This window comes from Aquabacterium humicola, from assembly GCF_030167915.1.
Taxonomy (GTDB): domain Bacteria; phylum Pseudomonadota; class Gammaproteobacteria; order Burkholderiales; family Burkholderiaceae_C; genus Pseudaquabacterium; species Pseudaquabacterium humicola.
Window position 1 is genome coordinate 1,894,511 of record NZ_JARGNB010000001.1, and the last position, 14,696, is coordinate 1,909,206.

The 14,696-nt window shown below is 71.4% G+C and carries 13 protein-coding genes and 1 tRNA gene; 10 read left to right on the forward strand and 4 right to left on the reverse strand.

Annotation, left to right across the window (positions count from 1 at the left end):
• Window positions 1-56 precede the first annotated feature (56 nt).
• Window positions 57-584 carry an Lrp/AsnC family transcriptional regulator gene (locus tag P1K89_RS08410; protein ID WP_284615929.1) on the reverse strand — a complete coding sequence of 176 codons (528 nt, stop codon included), beginning with the start codon at window positions 582-584 and terminating at the stop codon, window positions 57-59.
• Between the two features lie 128 nt (window positions 585-712).
• Here P1K89_RS08410 and hppD point away from each other — a divergent pair, with 128 nt between their 5' ends.
• The 3 genes from hppD (at window position 713) to P1K89_RS08425 (ending at window position 4,633) form a co-directional block, all read left to right on the forward strand.
• On the forward strand, window positions 713-1,819 hold the full coding sequence (gene hppD / locus P1K89_RS08415) for a 4-hydroxyphenylpyruvate dioxygenase (RefSeq protein ID WP_284615930.1): 1,107 nt from the start codon (window positions 713-715) through the stop codon (window positions 1,817-1,819).
• Between the two features lie 247 nt (window positions 1,820-2,066).
• On the forward strand, window positions 2,067-2,600 hold the full coding sequence (locus tag P1K89_RS08420) for a TOL_0243 family YfiR-like periplasmic protein (RefSeq protein ID WP_284615931.1): 534 nt from the start codon (window positions 2,067-2,069) through the stop codon (window positions 2,598-2,600).
• Entirely contained in the window at window positions 2,597-4,633 is a 2,037-nt protein-coding gene (locus tag P1K89_RS08425) for a sensor histidine kinase, YfiR-like protein-associated (RefSeq protein ID WP_284615932.1), read from the forward strand. Before P1K89_RS08420 ends, P1K89_RS08425 begins: the two co-directional genes overlap by 4 nt.
• A 30-nt stretch (window positions 4,634-4,663) precedes the next feature.
• Here the strand turns inward: P1K89_RS08425 and P1K89_RS08430 are convergent, their stop codons facing one another.
• Window positions 4,664-5,176, reverse strand: a complete 513-nt coding sequence (locus P1K89_RS08430; protein ID WP_284615933.1) for an O-acetyl-ADP-ribose deacetylase — start codon at window positions 5,174-5,176, stop codon at window positions 4,664-4,666.
• A 92-nt stretch (window positions 5,177-5,268) separates the two neighbouring features.
• Here P1K89_RS08430 and P1K89_RS08435 point away from each other — a divergent pair, with 92 nt between their 5' ends.
• The 5 genes from P1K89_RS08435 to P1K89_RS08455 all read left to right on the forward strand — a co-directional run bounded on the left by P1K89_RS08435 (window position 5,269) and on the right by P1K89_RS08455 (window position 11,110).
• The gene (locus P1K89_RS08435) at window positions 5,269-8,115 is read left to right on the forward strand and encodes a hybrid sensor histidine kinase/response regulator (RefSeq protein WP_284615934.1); all 2,847 of its coding nucleotides are present in this window, start codon (window positions 5,269-5,271) and stop codon (window positions 8,113-8,115) included.
• A gap of 119 nt (window positions 8,116-8,234) precedes the next feature.
• Entirely contained in the window at window positions 8,235-8,777 is a 543-nt protein-coding gene (locus P1K89_RS08440) for a DUF4136 domain-containing protein (RefSeq protein ID WP_284615935.1), read from the forward strand.
• Window positions 8,778-8,789: 12 nt separating this feature from the next.
• Complete coding sequence (locus P1K89_RS08445) at window positions 8,790-9,329, forward strand: glycine zipper family protein (protein ID WP_284615936.1); 540 nt, start codon at window positions 8,790-8,792, stop codon at window positions 9,327-9,329.
• Window positions 9,330-9,350: 21 nt separating this feature from the next.
• The gene (locus tag P1K89_RS08450; RefSeq protein ID WP_284615937.1) at window positions 9,351-9,479 is read left to right on the forward strand and encodes a hypothetical protein; all 129 of its coding nucleotides are present in this window, start codon (window positions 9,351-9,353) and stop codon (window positions 9,477-9,479) included.
• A gap of 104 nt (window positions 9,480-9,583) precedes the next feature.
• Window positions 9,584-11,110 carry a methyltransferase regulatory domain-containing protein gene (locus P1K89_RS08455; protein WP_284615938.1) on the forward strand — a complete coding sequence of 509 codons (1,527 nt, stop codon included), beginning with the start codon at window positions 9,584-9,586 and terminating at the stop codon, window positions 11,108-11,110.
• A 34-nt stretch (window positions 11,111-11,144) separates the two neighbouring features.
• Here the strand turns inward: P1K89_RS08455 and P1K89_RS08460 are convergent, their stop codons facing one another.
• A complete protein-coding gene (locus P1K89_RS08460; RefSeq protein WP_284615939.1) occupies window positions 11,145-12,425 on the reverse strand; it encodes a phospholipase D-like domain-containing protein in 1,281 nt (426 codons plus the stop codon).
• 151 nt (window positions 12,426-12,576) lie between these two features.
• Here P1K89_RS08460 and P1K89_RS08465 point away from each other — a divergent pair, with 151 nt between their 5' ends.
• Complete coding sequence (locus P1K89_RS08465; RefSeq protein WP_284615940.1) at window positions 12,577-13,689, forward strand: extracellular catalytic domain type 1 short-chain-length polyhydroxyalkanoate depolymerase; 1,113 nt, start codon at window positions 12,577-12,579, stop codon at window positions 13,687-13,689.
• 119 nt (window positions 13,690-13,808) lie between these two features.
• On the opposite strand, the gene P1K89_RS08470 is transcribed toward P1K89_RS08465, so the two are convergent.
• Window positions 13,809-13,885 (reverse strand) — tRNA-Met (locus P1K89_RS08470).
• A 169-nt stretch (window positions 13,886-14,054) separates the two neighbouring features.
• Here P1K89_RS08470 and P1K89_RS08475 point away from each other — a divergent pair.
• Window positions 14,055-14,696, forward strand: coding sequence for a response regulator transcription factor (locus tag P1K89_RS08475; protein ID WP_284615941.1), 642 nt, complete (start codon window positions 14,055-14,057; stop codon window positions 14,694-14,696).

Consider the following 14,696-nt stretch of genomic DNA (forward strand, 5'->3'; position numbering starts at 1 on the left):
CGACCCGGCTGGGTTAGCACCTGGATACAAATGTTGCGGAGCTTCCTTGCGCCTGCTCAAGTCGGCCGCTGCACCAGCCGCACCCGCCGCTCGCGGCCTTCGGGCCGCCCGATGTGCGCCAGCGGCAGCTCGGTGCTGGCCTTGATGCGGTTCAGCACGATGCTCGAACGCACGTTGACCACGCCCGGCAGGCGCGTCAGCCGGCGCAGCACCGATTCGGACAGCTCGTGCAGCGAGGCCGCGACGATCTGCAGCAGGTAGTCGGCCTCGCCGGCGATGGAATAGCAGTCGAGCACCTCTGGGAAGGCGGCGATGTCGCGCTCGAAGACTGCACCCTCCTCGCCGCCGTGCCGCGCCAGCGTCACATGGGTGAACGAGCGCACCGCCAGCGACAGGATCGCCGGGTCGAGCAGCGCGACATACGCGCGGATCACGCCCAGCGACTCCAGGCGCTGGATGCGGCGGCTGATCTGCGACGCCGACAGCCCGAGGCGCTCCCCGACGACCTGGTTGGTGGCATGGCAATCGCGCTGCAGCTGCACCAGCAACTCGATGTCCAGCGGGTCCAGCAGCAGGTCGTCCATCGCCGCAATTCTATGCACGGTTCGTGCGCGATCAAACCGATATCGCACATCAGATGCGTACACGATGCAGCCTGAACGCTCAAGAATGACCGCCTCGCGCGCCTTCTGCGCACCAAACCGAGGATCACATGAGCCAGGCTTCCACGATCGCGCCGCACAACCCGATGGGCACCGACGGCTTCGAATTCATCGAGTACGCGGCGCCGGACCCCGCGGCGATGGGCGCGCTGTTCGAGCGCATGGGCTTCCAGGCGATCGCGCGCCACCGCCACAAGGACGTCACGCTGTACCGCCAGGGCGACATCAACTTCATCGTCAATGCCGAGCCCGACTCGTTCGCCCAGCGCTTCGCGCGGCTGCACGGCCCCAGCATCTGCGCCATCGCGTTCCGCGTGCAGGACGCCAAGTACGCCTACGAGCGGGCGATCTCGCTCGGCGCCTGGGGCTATGCGGGCACCGCCGGCCCGGGCGAGCTGAACATCCCGGCGATCAAGGGCATCGGCGACTCGATCATCTACTTCGTCGACCGCTGGCGCGGCAAGAACGGCGCGCAGCCGGGCGACATCGGCAACATCGGCTTCTTCGACGTCGACTTCGAGCCGCTGCCCGGCGCCCGCCTCGACCCGCCCGGCCACGGCCTGCAGGTGATCGACCACCTGACGCACAACGTGCACAAGGGCCGCATGAACGAATGGGCCGAGTTCTACGAGCGCCTGTTCAATTTCCGCGAGGTGCGCTACTTCGACATCGAGGGCCAGGTCACCGGCGTCAAGAGCAAGGCGATGACCAGCCCCTGCGGCAAGATCCGCATCCCGATCAACGAAGAAGGCAACGAGACCAAGGGCCAGATCCAGGAGTACCTGGACCTGTACCGCGGCGAGGGCATCCAGCACATCGCGCTGCACTCGGCCGACCTGCCTGCCACCGTCGACGGCATGCGCGCCAACGGCGTGCGGCTGCTGAGCACGCCGGACACCTACTACGAGCTGGTCGACAAGCGCATCCCCGGTCACGGCGAGGACGTCGCCGCGCTGCAGCGGCGCCAGATCCTGCTCGACGGCAAGCCGGGTGACCTGCTGCTGCAGATCTTCACCGAGAACCAGCTCGGGCCGATCTTCTTCGAGTTCATCCAGCGCAAGGGCAACGAAGGCTTCGGCGAGGGCAACTTCAAGGCCCTGTTCGAAAGCATCGAGCTCGACCAGATGCGCCGGGGGGTGCTGCCCGAGAAGGTCTGACGATTAGACTAGCCGCTCCGGCCTGATCTCCCGCGCGCAACAGCGGCAGTACGTGCGGGCGGATAGGCCACGAGGGGAGCGCATGATCAACCCGCGTCTGTGGCCATGGCCGCGGTGCGTGAACTGTCCGCGAGATCCGCTGCAGGGTGCGGCTCGCCCGACCGGGGCGAGGCGCTAGGTGCCGCACGCTTCGCTCCGGGCCCCGCGCCGACGAACGGCGGCGCGCCGCCGGCTGCTCGCGGGTGCGTTGCTGGCCGCGGCACTGGCAGTGCCGGCCGGGCCCACCGCCGCGCTCGCGCAGGCCGGCCTGCAGGCCTCGGAATACCAGGTCAAGGCGGCCTTCCTCTGCAAGTTCGCGGGTTATGTCGAATGGCCGGCGGCGGCCGACCGGCCCGACGGGCCCTTCGTCATCGGCGTGCTGGGCGACGACGAGGTGGTGCAGGAAGTGGTCCGGGCCGCGAGCGGCCTGCAGGTCCAGGGCCGGCCGATGACGGTGCGGCGCCTTGCGCGCAACGACGGCCCGGCGGGCGTGCACATCCTGTTCATCGCGCGCTCCCACGCCGCGCGTCAGCCCGAACTGCTGGCCGGCGCGCGCGGCCAGCCGACGCTCACCGTCACCGAGACCGACAACGCCGCCACGGTGGCCAGCATCATCAATTTCGTGCTGGTCGACGACAAGGTGCGCTTCGACATCGCCCTCCCCCTGGCCGATCAAGGCAATCTGAAGATCAGCGCGCGGCTGCTCGGCGTCGCGCGTAAGGTCGCGACGAGGCCCTCATGAACGCCCCGCGCAGTTCCCTGCGTCGGCGCCTGCTCGGCGCGATGCTGCTGACCACGCTGGCCGCGCTGATCTTCGCGCTGGCCGCGCTGGCCACCTACGACCTGCGCGACTACCACGACCGCACGACGAGCGACCTCGAGGCGCAGGCCGAGATGATCGCGCGCACGACGGCGCCGGCGCTGGCCTTCGACGACGCGCGCACCGCCACCGAGACGCTCGGGCTGCTGCGCCTGCAGCCGAAGCTGCGCGTCGCGGCGATCTACGGCGTGCACGGCGGCGTCTTCGCCAGCTACCGCTCGAAGGACGCGGCCGACCTGCCGCTGCCGACCCTGCCCGGCGTCGACGGATTCAACCGCAGCGACGGCGACCTGGTGATCTTCCGCCGCGTCGTCGACAACCAGCAGATCCTCGGCACGGTGTACCTGCGCGTGCACTACGCGCTGTACGAGCGCCTGCTCGACTACGTCGGCATCGCGCTGGTGGTCGCGGCGGCGGCCATGCTTCTGGCCCTGCTGGTGTCGTTCCGGCTCGAGCGCATCGTCACCCGCCCGCTGACGGCCATCGCCGACGTCGCGCGCCATGTCGTGCAGCAGCGCGACTACTCGCGGCGCGCCGCCAAGGGCGACGACGACGAACTCGGCGCGCTGGCCGATGCCTTCAACGAGATGATGCAGGAGATCGAGCAGCGCACGCTGGCGCTGGAAGCGTCGAACCACGACCGAGCGGCCGAGGTCGAGGAGCGGCGCATCGCGCAGCGCGAGGTCGAACGCCTGAACGAGCAGCTCGAGCGCCGCGTCAGCGAGCGCACGCTGCAGCTGGAGACCTCGAACCAGGAGCTCGCACTGGCCACCGAGGCGGCCGAGCGCGCCAACCGCGCCAAGAGCGAGTTCCTGTCGAGCATGAGCCACGAGCTGCGCACGCCGCTGTCGGCCATCATCGGCTTCGGCCAGCTGCTGCAGGGCGATTCGTCGCGCCTGACGCCCGAGCGCCGAGCCGAGTTCGTCGGCCACATGGTGCGCGCTGGCAAGCACCTGCTGACCCTGATCAACGACATCCTGAACCTCGCGCAGATCGAGGCCGGCAAGCTGCAGCTGACGCTGGAGAACGTGCCGCTGGCGCCGCTGCTGGCCGAATGCCGCACCATGACCGAGCCGATGGGCGGGCGGCGCGGCATCCGCATGCTGTTCCCGGAGAACACGCCGCTGACCGCGGTCGCCGACCCGACGCGGCTGAAGCAGGTGCTGCTGAACCTGCTGTCGAACGCCATCAAGTACAACCGCGACAACGGCGCGGTGGTCGTCGATTGCACGATGGTCGGCGAACGACGCGTGCGCATCTCGGTGCAGGACACCGGCCACGGGCTGCGCGCCGACCAGCTCGAGGCGCTGTTCCAGCCCTTCAACCGCCTCGGCCAGGAAGGCGGCACGCAGGAAGGCACCGGCATCGGGCTGGTCGTCACGAAGCGGCTGATCGAGCAGATGGGGGGCTCGATCGGCGTCAGCTCCACCGTCGGCACCGGCAGCATGTTCTGGATCGACCTCGACGGCAGCGCGCCGGCCGTCGACACGGCGCCGGCCGCCACGCAGCTGCAGAGCGGGGCCAACGGCCCGGTCGTCAGCCCGGCCGGCGGCAACACGCGCGCGACGGTGCTGTGCGTCGAGGACAACCCGACCAACCTGCGGCTGGTGGAGGAGCTCTTCGCCGGCCGCGAGGATCTGCAGCTGATCAGCGCGCAGGACGGGCTGCTGGGCGTCGAGATGGCGCGCATCTACCAGCCGGACGTGATCCTGATGGACAACAACATGCCGCGCATGAGCGGCCGCGAGGCGCAGGCGCTGCTGCATCAGGACCCGGCGACCTCGCACATCCCGATCATCGCGCTGACCGCCAATGCGATGCCCAAGGCGGTGGCCGAGGGCCTGGCCGCCGGCTTCTTCCGCTACCTGACCAAGCCGGTGGCGCAGGACGAGCTGATCGACGCCATCGACGCGGCGCTGGCCAGCACGCGCCACCGGCGCGACGGCGGCCGCTGAAGCGCGGCGCCCGAAGGTCCGGCGCCGCCGCTAGCCGCCCGCCAGCAGCCGCTCGTAGCGCGCGCGGTCGTCTTCGGAGAAGCAGCAGAAGATCACCTCCCGCAGCGGGCCCGGCGTGGCGACGAGCGCGCGTACCGTGTGCAACGCGACCGCCGCGGCCTCGTCGGCGGGGTAGCCGTAGACGCCGGTGCTGATCGACGGGAAGGCGATGGTTTGCAGGCCCCGCTCGACCGCGATCTGCAGCGAGCGGCGGTAGCAGGAGGCGAGCAACCCGGATTCGCCGTGACCGCCGCCCTGCCACACCGGCCCGACGGTGTGGATCACCCAGGCGGCGGGCAGGCGGTGGCCGCGGGTGATCTTCGCGTCGCCGGTGGGGCAGCCGCCGAGCAGCCGGCAGTCGGCCAGCAGTCCGGGCCCGGCAGCGCGGTGGATCGCGCCGTCGACTCCGCCGCCGCCCAGCAGCGACGAGTTGGCCGCGTTGACGATGGCATCGACGGCCAATGTCGTGATGTCGGCGCGCAGAGCGCGCAGAAACGTGTCCATGGCGCTTTGTAGCGCGATCCCGATTTCAACTGCAATGCAGCGACGGCCGAAGCGCAACGGCGCCGCAACCGGTGCTGCCGACAGTGCGCCCAATGGCCCCCGCCATCTCCTTCCTGCGCACGCTGACCGGGCGCACGCTGCTGCGGCTGGCGGCCGCGGGCGGCCTGATGCTGCTGGCCGCGGCGGCGCTCAACGCGACGCTGCAGTACCGCCAGGCCGAAGCCGCGGCACAGCAGCGGCTGTCGGCCGCGGCCGCGGTGCGCGCGCGGGTGGCCGAGCGCGTGCTCGGCCACACCGTCGAGACGCATGACGCGGTGCGCCGCGCGTTCGCCGAGCGCTGGCCGGCGTACCAGGACGCCGCGACGCCGGCGCGTCTGCCGACGCTGCTCGCGCGCTACCCCGACGGCGCCTGGCGCAACCGGCGCGAGCTGGCCGATGGCCGGGTGCATCCCACCGGCTGGGTGCCGCCGAAGACGGCGCTCTCCGACGAGTTGAAGCGCCTGCTGGTGCTGTTCTGGGACCTGTCGAGCCAATTCGGCCCCGGCGCCGCGGTGCGCCACGACAACCTGTTCTTCATGAGCGTGCCCGAGGAAAGCAACCTCGGCTACGACCCGACGCTGTTTCCGAACTGGGTCTTCGACATCCCCGCCGGCTTCAGCCAGCTGGACTACGAATGGGGCCGCCTCGCCTACCGCCCGGCGCGGCCCGGCGAACGCTCGCGTTATGCGACGCCGATGGTCGACGACGTCGGGCCGCAGCACGGGCCGATGTTCCAGATCCTGACGCCGATGCACCTCGGCGAGCGCCATGTCGCGACGGTGGCGACGACCTTGCTGCTGAAGGACTTCCTCGCCCGCGCGCTGCCCGCGGCGAGCGACCAGCGCCAGCTGCTGTTCCGCGCCGACGGCCGCCTGATCGCCGACACGCTCAAGGCCGATCCCGGCGCGCCGAGCCGGCGCGAGACGCGGCTCGCCGAGCTCGGCGAGGCGCTCGCCGGCGCGCTGCTGGCCAGCACCGCGGCGGCCGACGGCACGCCGCGCACCGGCTTCGACGCCGCCAGCGACCTGTACTTCGCCAGCGCCCGCATCGACGGCCCGGACTGGTTCGTCGCGACGACACTGCCCGGCGCCGCGGTGCGCGCCGAGGCACTGCGCGCGGCCGCCGGCGCGCTGGCCGCGCACGGCGCGGTGCTGCTGGTGCTGCTGGCGCTGCTGGCCTGGATCCTGCGCCGCCATGTCGCCGCGCCGCTCGGCGCGCTGACCGCCGCCGCCGAGGCGGTGGCCGGCGGCGACCTCTGGGTGCGCGCGCCGGCGGGCCGCGCCGACGAGCTCGGCCGCCTCGCGTCGGCCTTCAACCACATGGCCGCGCAGGTGGCCGCGCGCGATGCCGCGCTGCGCCAGGACAAGCAGCAGATCGAGGCCGCGCTGACGGCGCTGCAGCTGACCGACGCGCGCTGGCGCGCGATGACCGACAAGGCCTCCGATGCCATCGCGGTGGTCGATACCCCGCTGCTGCTGCGCGACGTGACGCCGCCGGTCGAGCGCATGCTGGGGCTGGCGCCCGCGGCGCTGGTCGGCCGCTCGCTGCTGGCGCTGGTGCACGACGACGATGCCGACACTGTGCGCGACCGGCTGCAGGCGCCCGACGGCCGGCCGCTGCAGTTCCGCGCGCGCGATGCCGCCGGCGGCTGGCGCGTGCTGGAGGCGGTGGCCAGCGACGCGCGGGCCCACGCCGCGGTGCGCGGCATCGTGCTGAACATCCGCGACGTCAGCGCGACGGTGGAAGCCGAGCGCCAGCTGCGCCAGGCGCAGAAGCTGGAGGCCATCGGCACGCTCGCCGGCGGCATCGCGCACGACTTCAACAACATGCTGTCGGCGATCCTCGGCTACGGCGAGCTCGCACGTGCGCAGGCGGCCGAGGGCTCGGCGCAGCGCCGCCACATCGACGCGTCGCTGGCCGCCGGCAGGCGCGCGAAGTCGCTGGTCGAACGCATCCTCGCGTTCGCGCGCGGCGGCATCGCCGAGCAGCGGCCTGTGCAGGTGCAGGCGGTGGTGAACGAGGCGCTCGACGCGATCGCCGCCTCGCTGCCGGCCGGCGTCGTGCTGACGCGTGAACTGAGCGGCGGCGACGCCGGCGTCGTCGGCGACCCGACACAGGTGCACCAGCTGGTGATGAACCTCTGCACGAACGCCGTGCAGGCGATGAAGGACGCGGGCCGCCTGGACGTGCGCTTGCAGCGCCGGCAGCTCGACGCACCGCTGGCGCTGGCCGGCGGCACGCTGCCGGCCGGCGACGCCCTGCAGCTGACCGTCGCCGACACCGGCACCGGCATGCCGCCCGCGCTGATCGAGCGCATCTTCGATCCCTTCTTCACCACCAAGGCGGTCGGTGTCGGCACCGGGCTCGGGCTGTCGCTGGTGCACCGCATCGTCGGCGAGCTCGGGGGTGGCCTGCGCGTCACCAGCCGCGTCGGCGAAGGCAGCCGCTTCGAGGTCTGGCTGCCGGTGCGTGCGGCGGTCGCCGATCGGAGTCGTGCGGCCGCGCCCGCGGAGACACCGCGCGGCCAGGGCCAGCGCGTGCTGCTGGTCGACGACGAGGAGCCGCTGGTGCGGCTGGCCGAGGAGTTGCTCACCAGGCTCGGCTATGTGCCGACCGGCTTCACCGACGCGCGCGCGGCGCTCGAAGCGTTGCAGGCCGCACCGCAGCGCTTCGACCTGCTGCTGAGCGACGAAGCGATGCCCGGGCTCACCGGCACCGAGCTGGCGCGGCGTGCGCGCGCACTGCGGCCCGACCTGCCGATCGTGATGTGCAGCGGCTACGTCACGCCGGCGCTGCAGCAGCGCGCCCGCGCCATCGGCGTGCAGACGCTGCTGGCCAAGCCGCTGGCGCATGCGGACATCGCGCGCGCGCTCGCGGCGGCGCTGGGCCTACAACGGTAATCGACGGCGCGCGCGCCGAAACCGCCGCGCAACGCCGGGCGGGCTCAATGGACCCCGGCGATGGCGATCGATCACCGCCCTGCAGGAGCCCCCAACCGTCCCCCCCACCGAAAGTACGCATGACCCCGACCAACCTCACCCGCCGCGCCGCCGGCCTGACCCTGCTGGCGCTGCTCGGCGCTGCTGCCGGCTGCGCGACGAAGCCCGACGTGCGGCATGACCAGGACGCCGGCTTCGACCTGAAGGCCTACCGGACCTTCGCGTTCTATGAACCCGCCTCGCTGCACTACACCAGCCTGCTGGAACAGCGCCTGCGCCAGGCGACGCGCGAGCAGCTCGAGCGCATCAGCGTGCGCTACGACGAACGGGATCCCGACCTGCGCGTGAACTACCTGCTGCAGGTGCTCGACCGCCAGGAGCTGCGCACGACCCCGGCCGCGCGCTTCGGCTACCGCGGCTGGAACGGCGGTCAGCTCGAGACCGTCGACGTGCGCGACGGCACGCTGGCGATCGACCTCGTCGATGCGCGCCGCAACCTGCTGATGTGGCGCGGCGTCGCCGAAGGCCGCATCGATGCGAAGACCGCGGCGCAGCCCGGACCGGCGATCGACGCGGTGGTCGCGCAGTTGATCGCTCACGTGCCGGTCAACGGCGTGCGCTGAGGGAGCCGATCGATGACACGCGTCAATGGCCTGCTGGTGCTGCTGCCGGCGCTCGTTGCCCTGCCGGTCCAGGCGCAGGCGCCGGCCGGCGCCCGCGGCGCCACCGGCCAGGTGGTCTATCCGGCCAGGGGCCAGAGCGCCCACCAGGTCGACCAGGACCGCTACGCCTGCCATGACTGGGCGCGCCAGCAGTCGGGTTTCGACCCGATGCAGCCCTCGCCGACCGCCGCCACGCCGGCCCTGCCCGCAGCGACCGGCGACACCGGCGCGACCGCGTCGCTTGCCGGCATCGCGCAGGGCGCGGCCGGTGGTGCCGCGCTGGCCGAGATCGCCGAACGCGATGCCGGCAAGGGTGCCGCGGTCGGCGTGTTCGGCGCCGGCCTGCGCCAGCGCGCCCAGCAACAGCAGGCGCTGGCGGGACAACAGGCCGCGCAGCAACAGCAGCTGGCCCTGCAGCAGCAGCAACAGCAATCGGCCCGCGCGCAGCAGCGCGGCCTCTACGAGCGCGCCTTCGCCGCCTGCATGGAAGCACGCGGCTACGTCGTGAAGTAGCCCACCAGGGGAGCGTCCACCATGAACCCCGCGCCCGTCGCGCCCGGCGCGCTGGCGCTGCCGGCCGCGGGCTGCAGCCCGGAGCCGCCGGCGCCGCGTCACTACATCCCGAAGGCGACCGTGGCGTTGAACGCTCAGCTGACGCGTTAGCGGCGGGCGGGTGCGGGTCACATCGCGGGGCCTCTAAACTGGCCCGCCCGAGACGACCCGCCTGCGGCCGGCGCAGCGCGCGCACCGCAGCACCGAGGATGCCCATGACCGACTGGACCGCCGGCTACGTTGCCGACATCGGCTACACCTACGGCTACTACGCCGAGATGAACCCGCTGCGCATGAAGCTCGCGTTCCTGCGCGCCGGGTTGATGCCGCCCGAGGTCGGCACCGCCTGCGAGCTCGGCTTCGGCCAGGGACTGGGCACCAACCTGCACGCGGCCGCGAGCGCGACGCACTGGTGCGGCACCGACTTCAATCCGGCACAGGCGGCGTTCGCGCAGCAGCTCGCGGCGGCGTCCGGCAGCGGTGCCCGCCTGCTCGACGAGTCCTTCGCCGAATTCACCGCCCGAACCGACCTGCCCGACTTCGACTTCATCGCGCTGCACGGCATCTGGAGCTGGATCAACGACGACAACCGCCACCGCATCGTCGATTTCGTGCGCCGCAAGCTGAAGGTGGGCGGCGTGCTCTACACCAGCTACAACACGCTGCCGGGCTGGGCGCCGTTCGCGCCGATGCGCCACCTGCTGGCGCGGCACGCCGAGGTGATGGGCACCGACGGCCGCGGCATCGTCAGCCAGGTGGACGACGCCCTGGCCTTCGCCGACCAGCTGCTGGCGCAGAACCCGAACTACGTGCGCGCCAACCCGATGGTGCCCGAGCGCCTGAAGCAGGTGAAGGCGCAGGACCGCCACTACGTCGCGCACGAGTACTTCAATCGCGACTGGCATCCGATGCACTTCGCGACGATGGCCGAGTGGCTGGCGCCGGCCAAGCTCGGCTTCGCCTGCCCCGCGCATCTGCTCGACCATGTCGACAACCTGAACCTGACGCCCGAGCAGCAGGACTTCCTGAAGGCGATTCCCGACGCGGGCTTTCGCGAATCGGTGCGCGACTTCATCACCAACCAGCAGTTCCGTCGCGACTACTGGGTCAAGGGCGCGCGGCGCCTGAATGCGCTGGAGCGCACCGAGGCGTTGCGCGCGCAGCGCCTGGCACTGGTCTCGCACCGTCCCGACGTGCTGCTGAAGGTGACCGGCGTGCTGGGCGAGGCGCAGATGAACGAAGAAGCCACCGCGCCGATCCTCGACCTGCTGGCCGACCATGCGCCACGCAGCATCGCCGAGATCGAGGCCGCCGCGAAGCTGCCTTTCGGCAAGCTCGTGCAGTGCCTGACGCTGCTGTGCGGCTCGAGCCATGTGTTTCCGGTGCAGGACGAGGCCGCGGCGGCCGCGGCACGCGGCCGCTGCGAGCGGCTGAACCGGCAGCTCATGCTGCGCAGCCGCGCCGACGGCGAGGTCGGCCACCTGGCCAGCCCGCTGATCGGCGGCGGCGTGCCGGTCGGCCGCTTCCCGCAGCTGTTCCTGCTGGCGCGTTCGCAAGGCGGCGAGCGCCCGCAGGACTGGGCGCGCTATGCGTGGAACCTGCTGGCGCAGCAAAACCAGCGCCTGCTCAAGGATGGCCACGGGCTGCAGACGCCGGAGGAGAACCTGGCCGAGATGGGGCAGCTGGCGCAGCGCTTCGAGCAGAAGGAACTGCCCGCCTTGCGCGCGCTGCAGGTGGCCTGAACCGGCGGCGCGGCCACCGCCGCGTGCGCGCACGCTACAGCTGCGCGCCGAACCACGAGGCCACGTGCTCCAGCGCCTTCTCCTTCAGCGGCCGGTGCCGCCAGGCCTGCAGCGTGACGGGCCGGGACTGCCGGAAGTCCTGCTCGAAGACCTCGATCTGCCGTCGGGCGAAGGCCGCGTCGATGAGGTTGAGGTTGGCCTCGTCGTTGAGGCGGAACGAGCGGTTGTCGAAGTTCGTCGAGCCCACCGACACCATCAAGGCGTCGACCACCAGCACCTTGCAGTGGAACATCGTCGGCTGGTATTCGGCGATGGTCGCGCCGGCTTCGAGCAGCGGCCCCCAGCGCGCACGCGATGCGCGGCGCACGATGTCGGTGTCGATGTCCGGGCCGGGCACGATGATGCGCACCTGCACGCCGCGCCGCGCGGCCGCGGCCAGCGCCTGCGTCATCAGGTCGTCGGGCACGAAGTACGAGCTCGACAGGTGGATGCTGCGCGTCGCGGCGGTCACCGCGAGCAGGTACATCAGGTGCATGCTCTCGCTGCCGCCGCTGGGCGAGCTGCTGAACATCTGCGCCGCGGACTCCCCGCGCGGCGACAGCGCGGGAAAGTACGCCTCGCCGTGCAGCACGCGGCCGGTCGCCTTGGTCCAGTTGTCGACGAACACCGCCTGCATCTGCGCCACGACCGGTCCCTCGACGCGGAAGTGCGTGTCGCGCCAGTGGTCGGGATCCTGCGCCCGGCCGCGCCACTTGTCGGCGATGCCGACGCCGCCGGTGAAGCCCGTCGTGCCGTCGATCACCAGCAGCTTGCGGTGCGTGCGGTTGTTCATGCGCGGCAGGTTCCACCAGTGCGGCTCGTGGAAACGTTCGATCTCGATGCCGGCGGCCTGCATCTGCTCGAGGTAGCGCGACTCCATCTTCACGCTGCCGAGCCAGTCGAGCAGCACGTGCACGCGCACGCCGCCGCGCGCCCGCTCGATCAGCGCATCGGCGAACTCGCGCCCGATCGACTCGGACCAGTAGATGTAGGTTTCGAAGGTGATCGTGCGGCGCGCGCCGCGGATCGCGGCCAGCATCGCCGGAAAGATCGCGTCGCCGTTGAGCAGCACTTCGGCGCGGTTACCGTCGAGCATCTGCGGCCCGAGCAGCACGCCCATGACACGACGGAACTGCGCGTCGTCGGTCCCGTACAGGTGCTCGACGCGCTGGCTGACCTTCTTCTCGCCGCTGCTGAAGTTGATGACCACCAGCACCACGGCGAGCGTGAGCAGGCAACTGCCGAGGGCAATCCAGATCCACGAAAGGGTCTTCACGTCAGGTTCGGCGGTGTCGGGCGGTCGATGGCACTTCAATTGGCAAGCGCGGGGCCCGGCCCGTCCTCGCGGCCGATGAATGCCACTGCGATGCCCCCGCGGATCAAATCAGGCGCATGATTGCTGCAGTGCAGCATTTTTGGAGACGCCCATGGCGCTCGAATCCCTCGTCGACACCATCGACCGCGCGCTCGACGCCGCCGGCCTCGGCCGCGCCCAGGCGCGCGGGCAGGGTGTGCGCGCGACCATCGACCGCGCGCTGGCGGCGGCCGGTCTGATCGCGCGGACCGCGACACCGCCGCGCGCCGACACCGTCCACGACGCCGCGCCGGCGGGTGCACCGGTGCGCACGCGACCGGTTCGCCGCGAAGACGATGTCATCGACGTCAGCGACGTCAGCGACGTCAGAGACGACGTCGGGCAGTTCCTGAGCCGGCGCCACACCAGCCGGCACGGCAGCCTCGGCTACAAGCTCTACGTGCCGGCGGCCTTCGACGGCACGCCGTTGCCGCTGATCGTGATGCTGCATGGCTGCAAGCAGAACCCGGACGACTTTGCCGCCGGCACGCGCATGAACCGGCTGGCCGAGCAGCACGGCTTCCTGGTCGCCTACCCGGCGCAGGAGGTGCGCGCGAACGGCTCGAACTGCTGGAACTGGTTCGAGCGCGCGCATCAGTCGCGCGACGGCGCGGAACCGGCGCTGATCGCCGGCATCGTGGCCGAGATCGGCCGCAGCCACGCGGTGGCGCCGGGGCGGGTGTACGTGGCCGGCTTGTCCGCCGGCGCAGCGATGGCGGTGATCCTCGGCGAGCTGTACCCGGAGGTCTTCGCGGCCGTGGCGGCGCACTCCGGGCTGCCGATGGGTGCGGCGCACGACGTGCCATCGGCCTTCGCGGCGATGCACGGACGCACCGCCGGTCCCGTGCCGGGCATCGCGCACCGCGGCGCGCGGCCTACCATCGTCTTCCACGGCGATCGCGATGCGACGGTCACGCCGGCCAACGGCACGGCGATCGTCGACCGCAGCGTGGCGGCCTTCGAACGGGCCGGCCGGCCGCTGCGCCGCGTGGATGTCGACACCGGGTCCGACGGCCGCCGCTGCACGACGCACCGCTACGTCGATGCGGCAGGGCGCACCGCGGTGGAGAGCTGGGTCGTGCATGGTGGCGCGCACGCGTGGTTCGGCGGCAGCCCGGCGGGCTCGTACACCGATGCGGCGGGCCCCGATGCGTCGGCGCAGATCGTGCGCTTCTTCCTCGACTGACGGGGCGCCTCGCGCAGCGTGCGTGGCCGCTCCGGCAGGCCGCTAGGCCCGCAAAGCACGAAGCCCGCGGATCAGGCCGATCGGCGGGCTTCGCAGGGCGTCTGGCGACGCCGGAATCTTGGTTGCGGGGGCAAGATTTGAACTTGCGACCTTTGGGTTATGAGCCCAACGAGCTACCAGGCTGCTCCACCCCGCGTCTGGAAGGATCGGACTATAGCACCATTCCGATGACCTCGACATCGAGCCCGACCAGCGCGACGATGGCCGTGGCGCGCGCGTAGGATGCAGAACGTTGTGACGCCGGCCGGCGTAGCGTAACGTGCGCGTTGTTACTCCGGGTGCCGGAGCCTCCACTGTGTGAAGCGATGAGCGACAAGAAAACCGTCCTGCTGGTCGACGACCATGAACTGGTGCGCTTCGGCGTCAAGACGATGTACGCCGAGCTGCTCGGCGTGCCCGTCGAATGGCTCGAAGCCGGCACGCTGCAGGAAGCGATCGACAGCTACACCTCGCACGGCGCGGTCGACGCGGTGCTGCTCGACCTGAACCTCGCCGACTGCAAGGGCCTGCAGGGCCTGCGCCAGTTCCTGCAGGCGCACCCGAAGGCCCGCGTCGCGGTGTTCAGCGGCACGCAGGACGAGTTCGTGATCCGCCAGGCGCGCGCGCTGGGCGCCGCGGCCTATGTCGGCAAGGGCACGATGATGACCCAGATGCGCGACACGCTGGTCGCGCTGCTGTTCCCGAACGGCGCGCCGGAATCGCGCGGCCCGGCGGCACCGACCAGCGCGCTGTTCCCGCGCTTCCCGTCGTCGGCGATGTACGACCGCGTCGCCGAGCTCGGGCCGCGCCACCTCGAGATCCTGGAACTGGTGCTGTCCGGCTGCACGAACCAGGAGATCAGCAACTCGACCAACCTGTCGCTGGGCACGGTGAAGAACTACGTGTCCTCGCTGCTGCTGGCGCTGGACGTGCGCTCGCGCTCGCACCTGATCAGCCTGTTCCGCTGA

Bases quoted from the DNA above. Each gene is read 5' to 3' on its own strand.
- P1K89_RS08410 (WP_284615929.1), bottom strand. From the start codon at position 584: ATGGACGACCTGCTGCTGGACCCGCTGGACATCGAGTTGCTGGTGCAG.
- hppD (WP_284615930.1), top strand. From the start codon at position 713: ATGAGCCAGGCTTCCACGATCGCGCCGCACAACCCGATGGGCACCGAC.
- P1K89_RS08425 (WP_284615932.1), top strand. From the start codon at position 2,597: ATGAACGCCCCGCGCAGTTCCCTGCGTCGGCGCCTGCTCGGCGCGATG.
- P1K89_RS08430 (WP_284615933.1), bottom strand. From the start codon at position 5,176: ATGGACACGTTTCTGCGCGCTCTGCGCGCCGACATCACGACATTGGCC.
- P1K89_RS08435 (WP_284615934.1), top strand. From the start codon at position 5,269: ATGGCCCCCGCCATCTCCTTCCTGCGCACGCTGACCGGGCGCACGCTG.
- P1K89_RS08440 (WP_284615935.1), top strand. From the start codon at position 8,235: ATGACCCCGACCAACCTCACCCGCCGCGCCGCCGGCCTGACCCTGCTG.
- P1K89_RS08445 (WP_284615936.1), top strand. From the start codon at position 8,790: ATGACACGCGTCAATGGCCTGCTGGTGCTGCTGCCGGCGCTCGTTGCC.
- P1K89_RS08450 (WP_284615937.1), top strand. From the start codon at position 9,351: ATGAACCCCGCGCCCGTCGCGCCCGGCGCGCTGGCGCTGCCGGCCGCG.
- P1K89_RS08455 (WP_284615938.1), top strand. From the start codon at position 9,584: ATGACCGACTGGACCGCCGGCTACGTTGCCGACATCGGCTACACCTAC.
- P1K89_RS08465 (WP_284615940.1), top strand. From the start codon at position 12,577: ATGGCGCTCGAATCCCTCGTCGACACCATCGACCGCGCGCTCGACGCC.
- P1K89_RS08475 (WP_284615941.1), top strand. From the start codon at position 14,055: ATGAGCGACAAGAAAACCGTCCTGCTGGTCGACGACCATGAACTGGTG.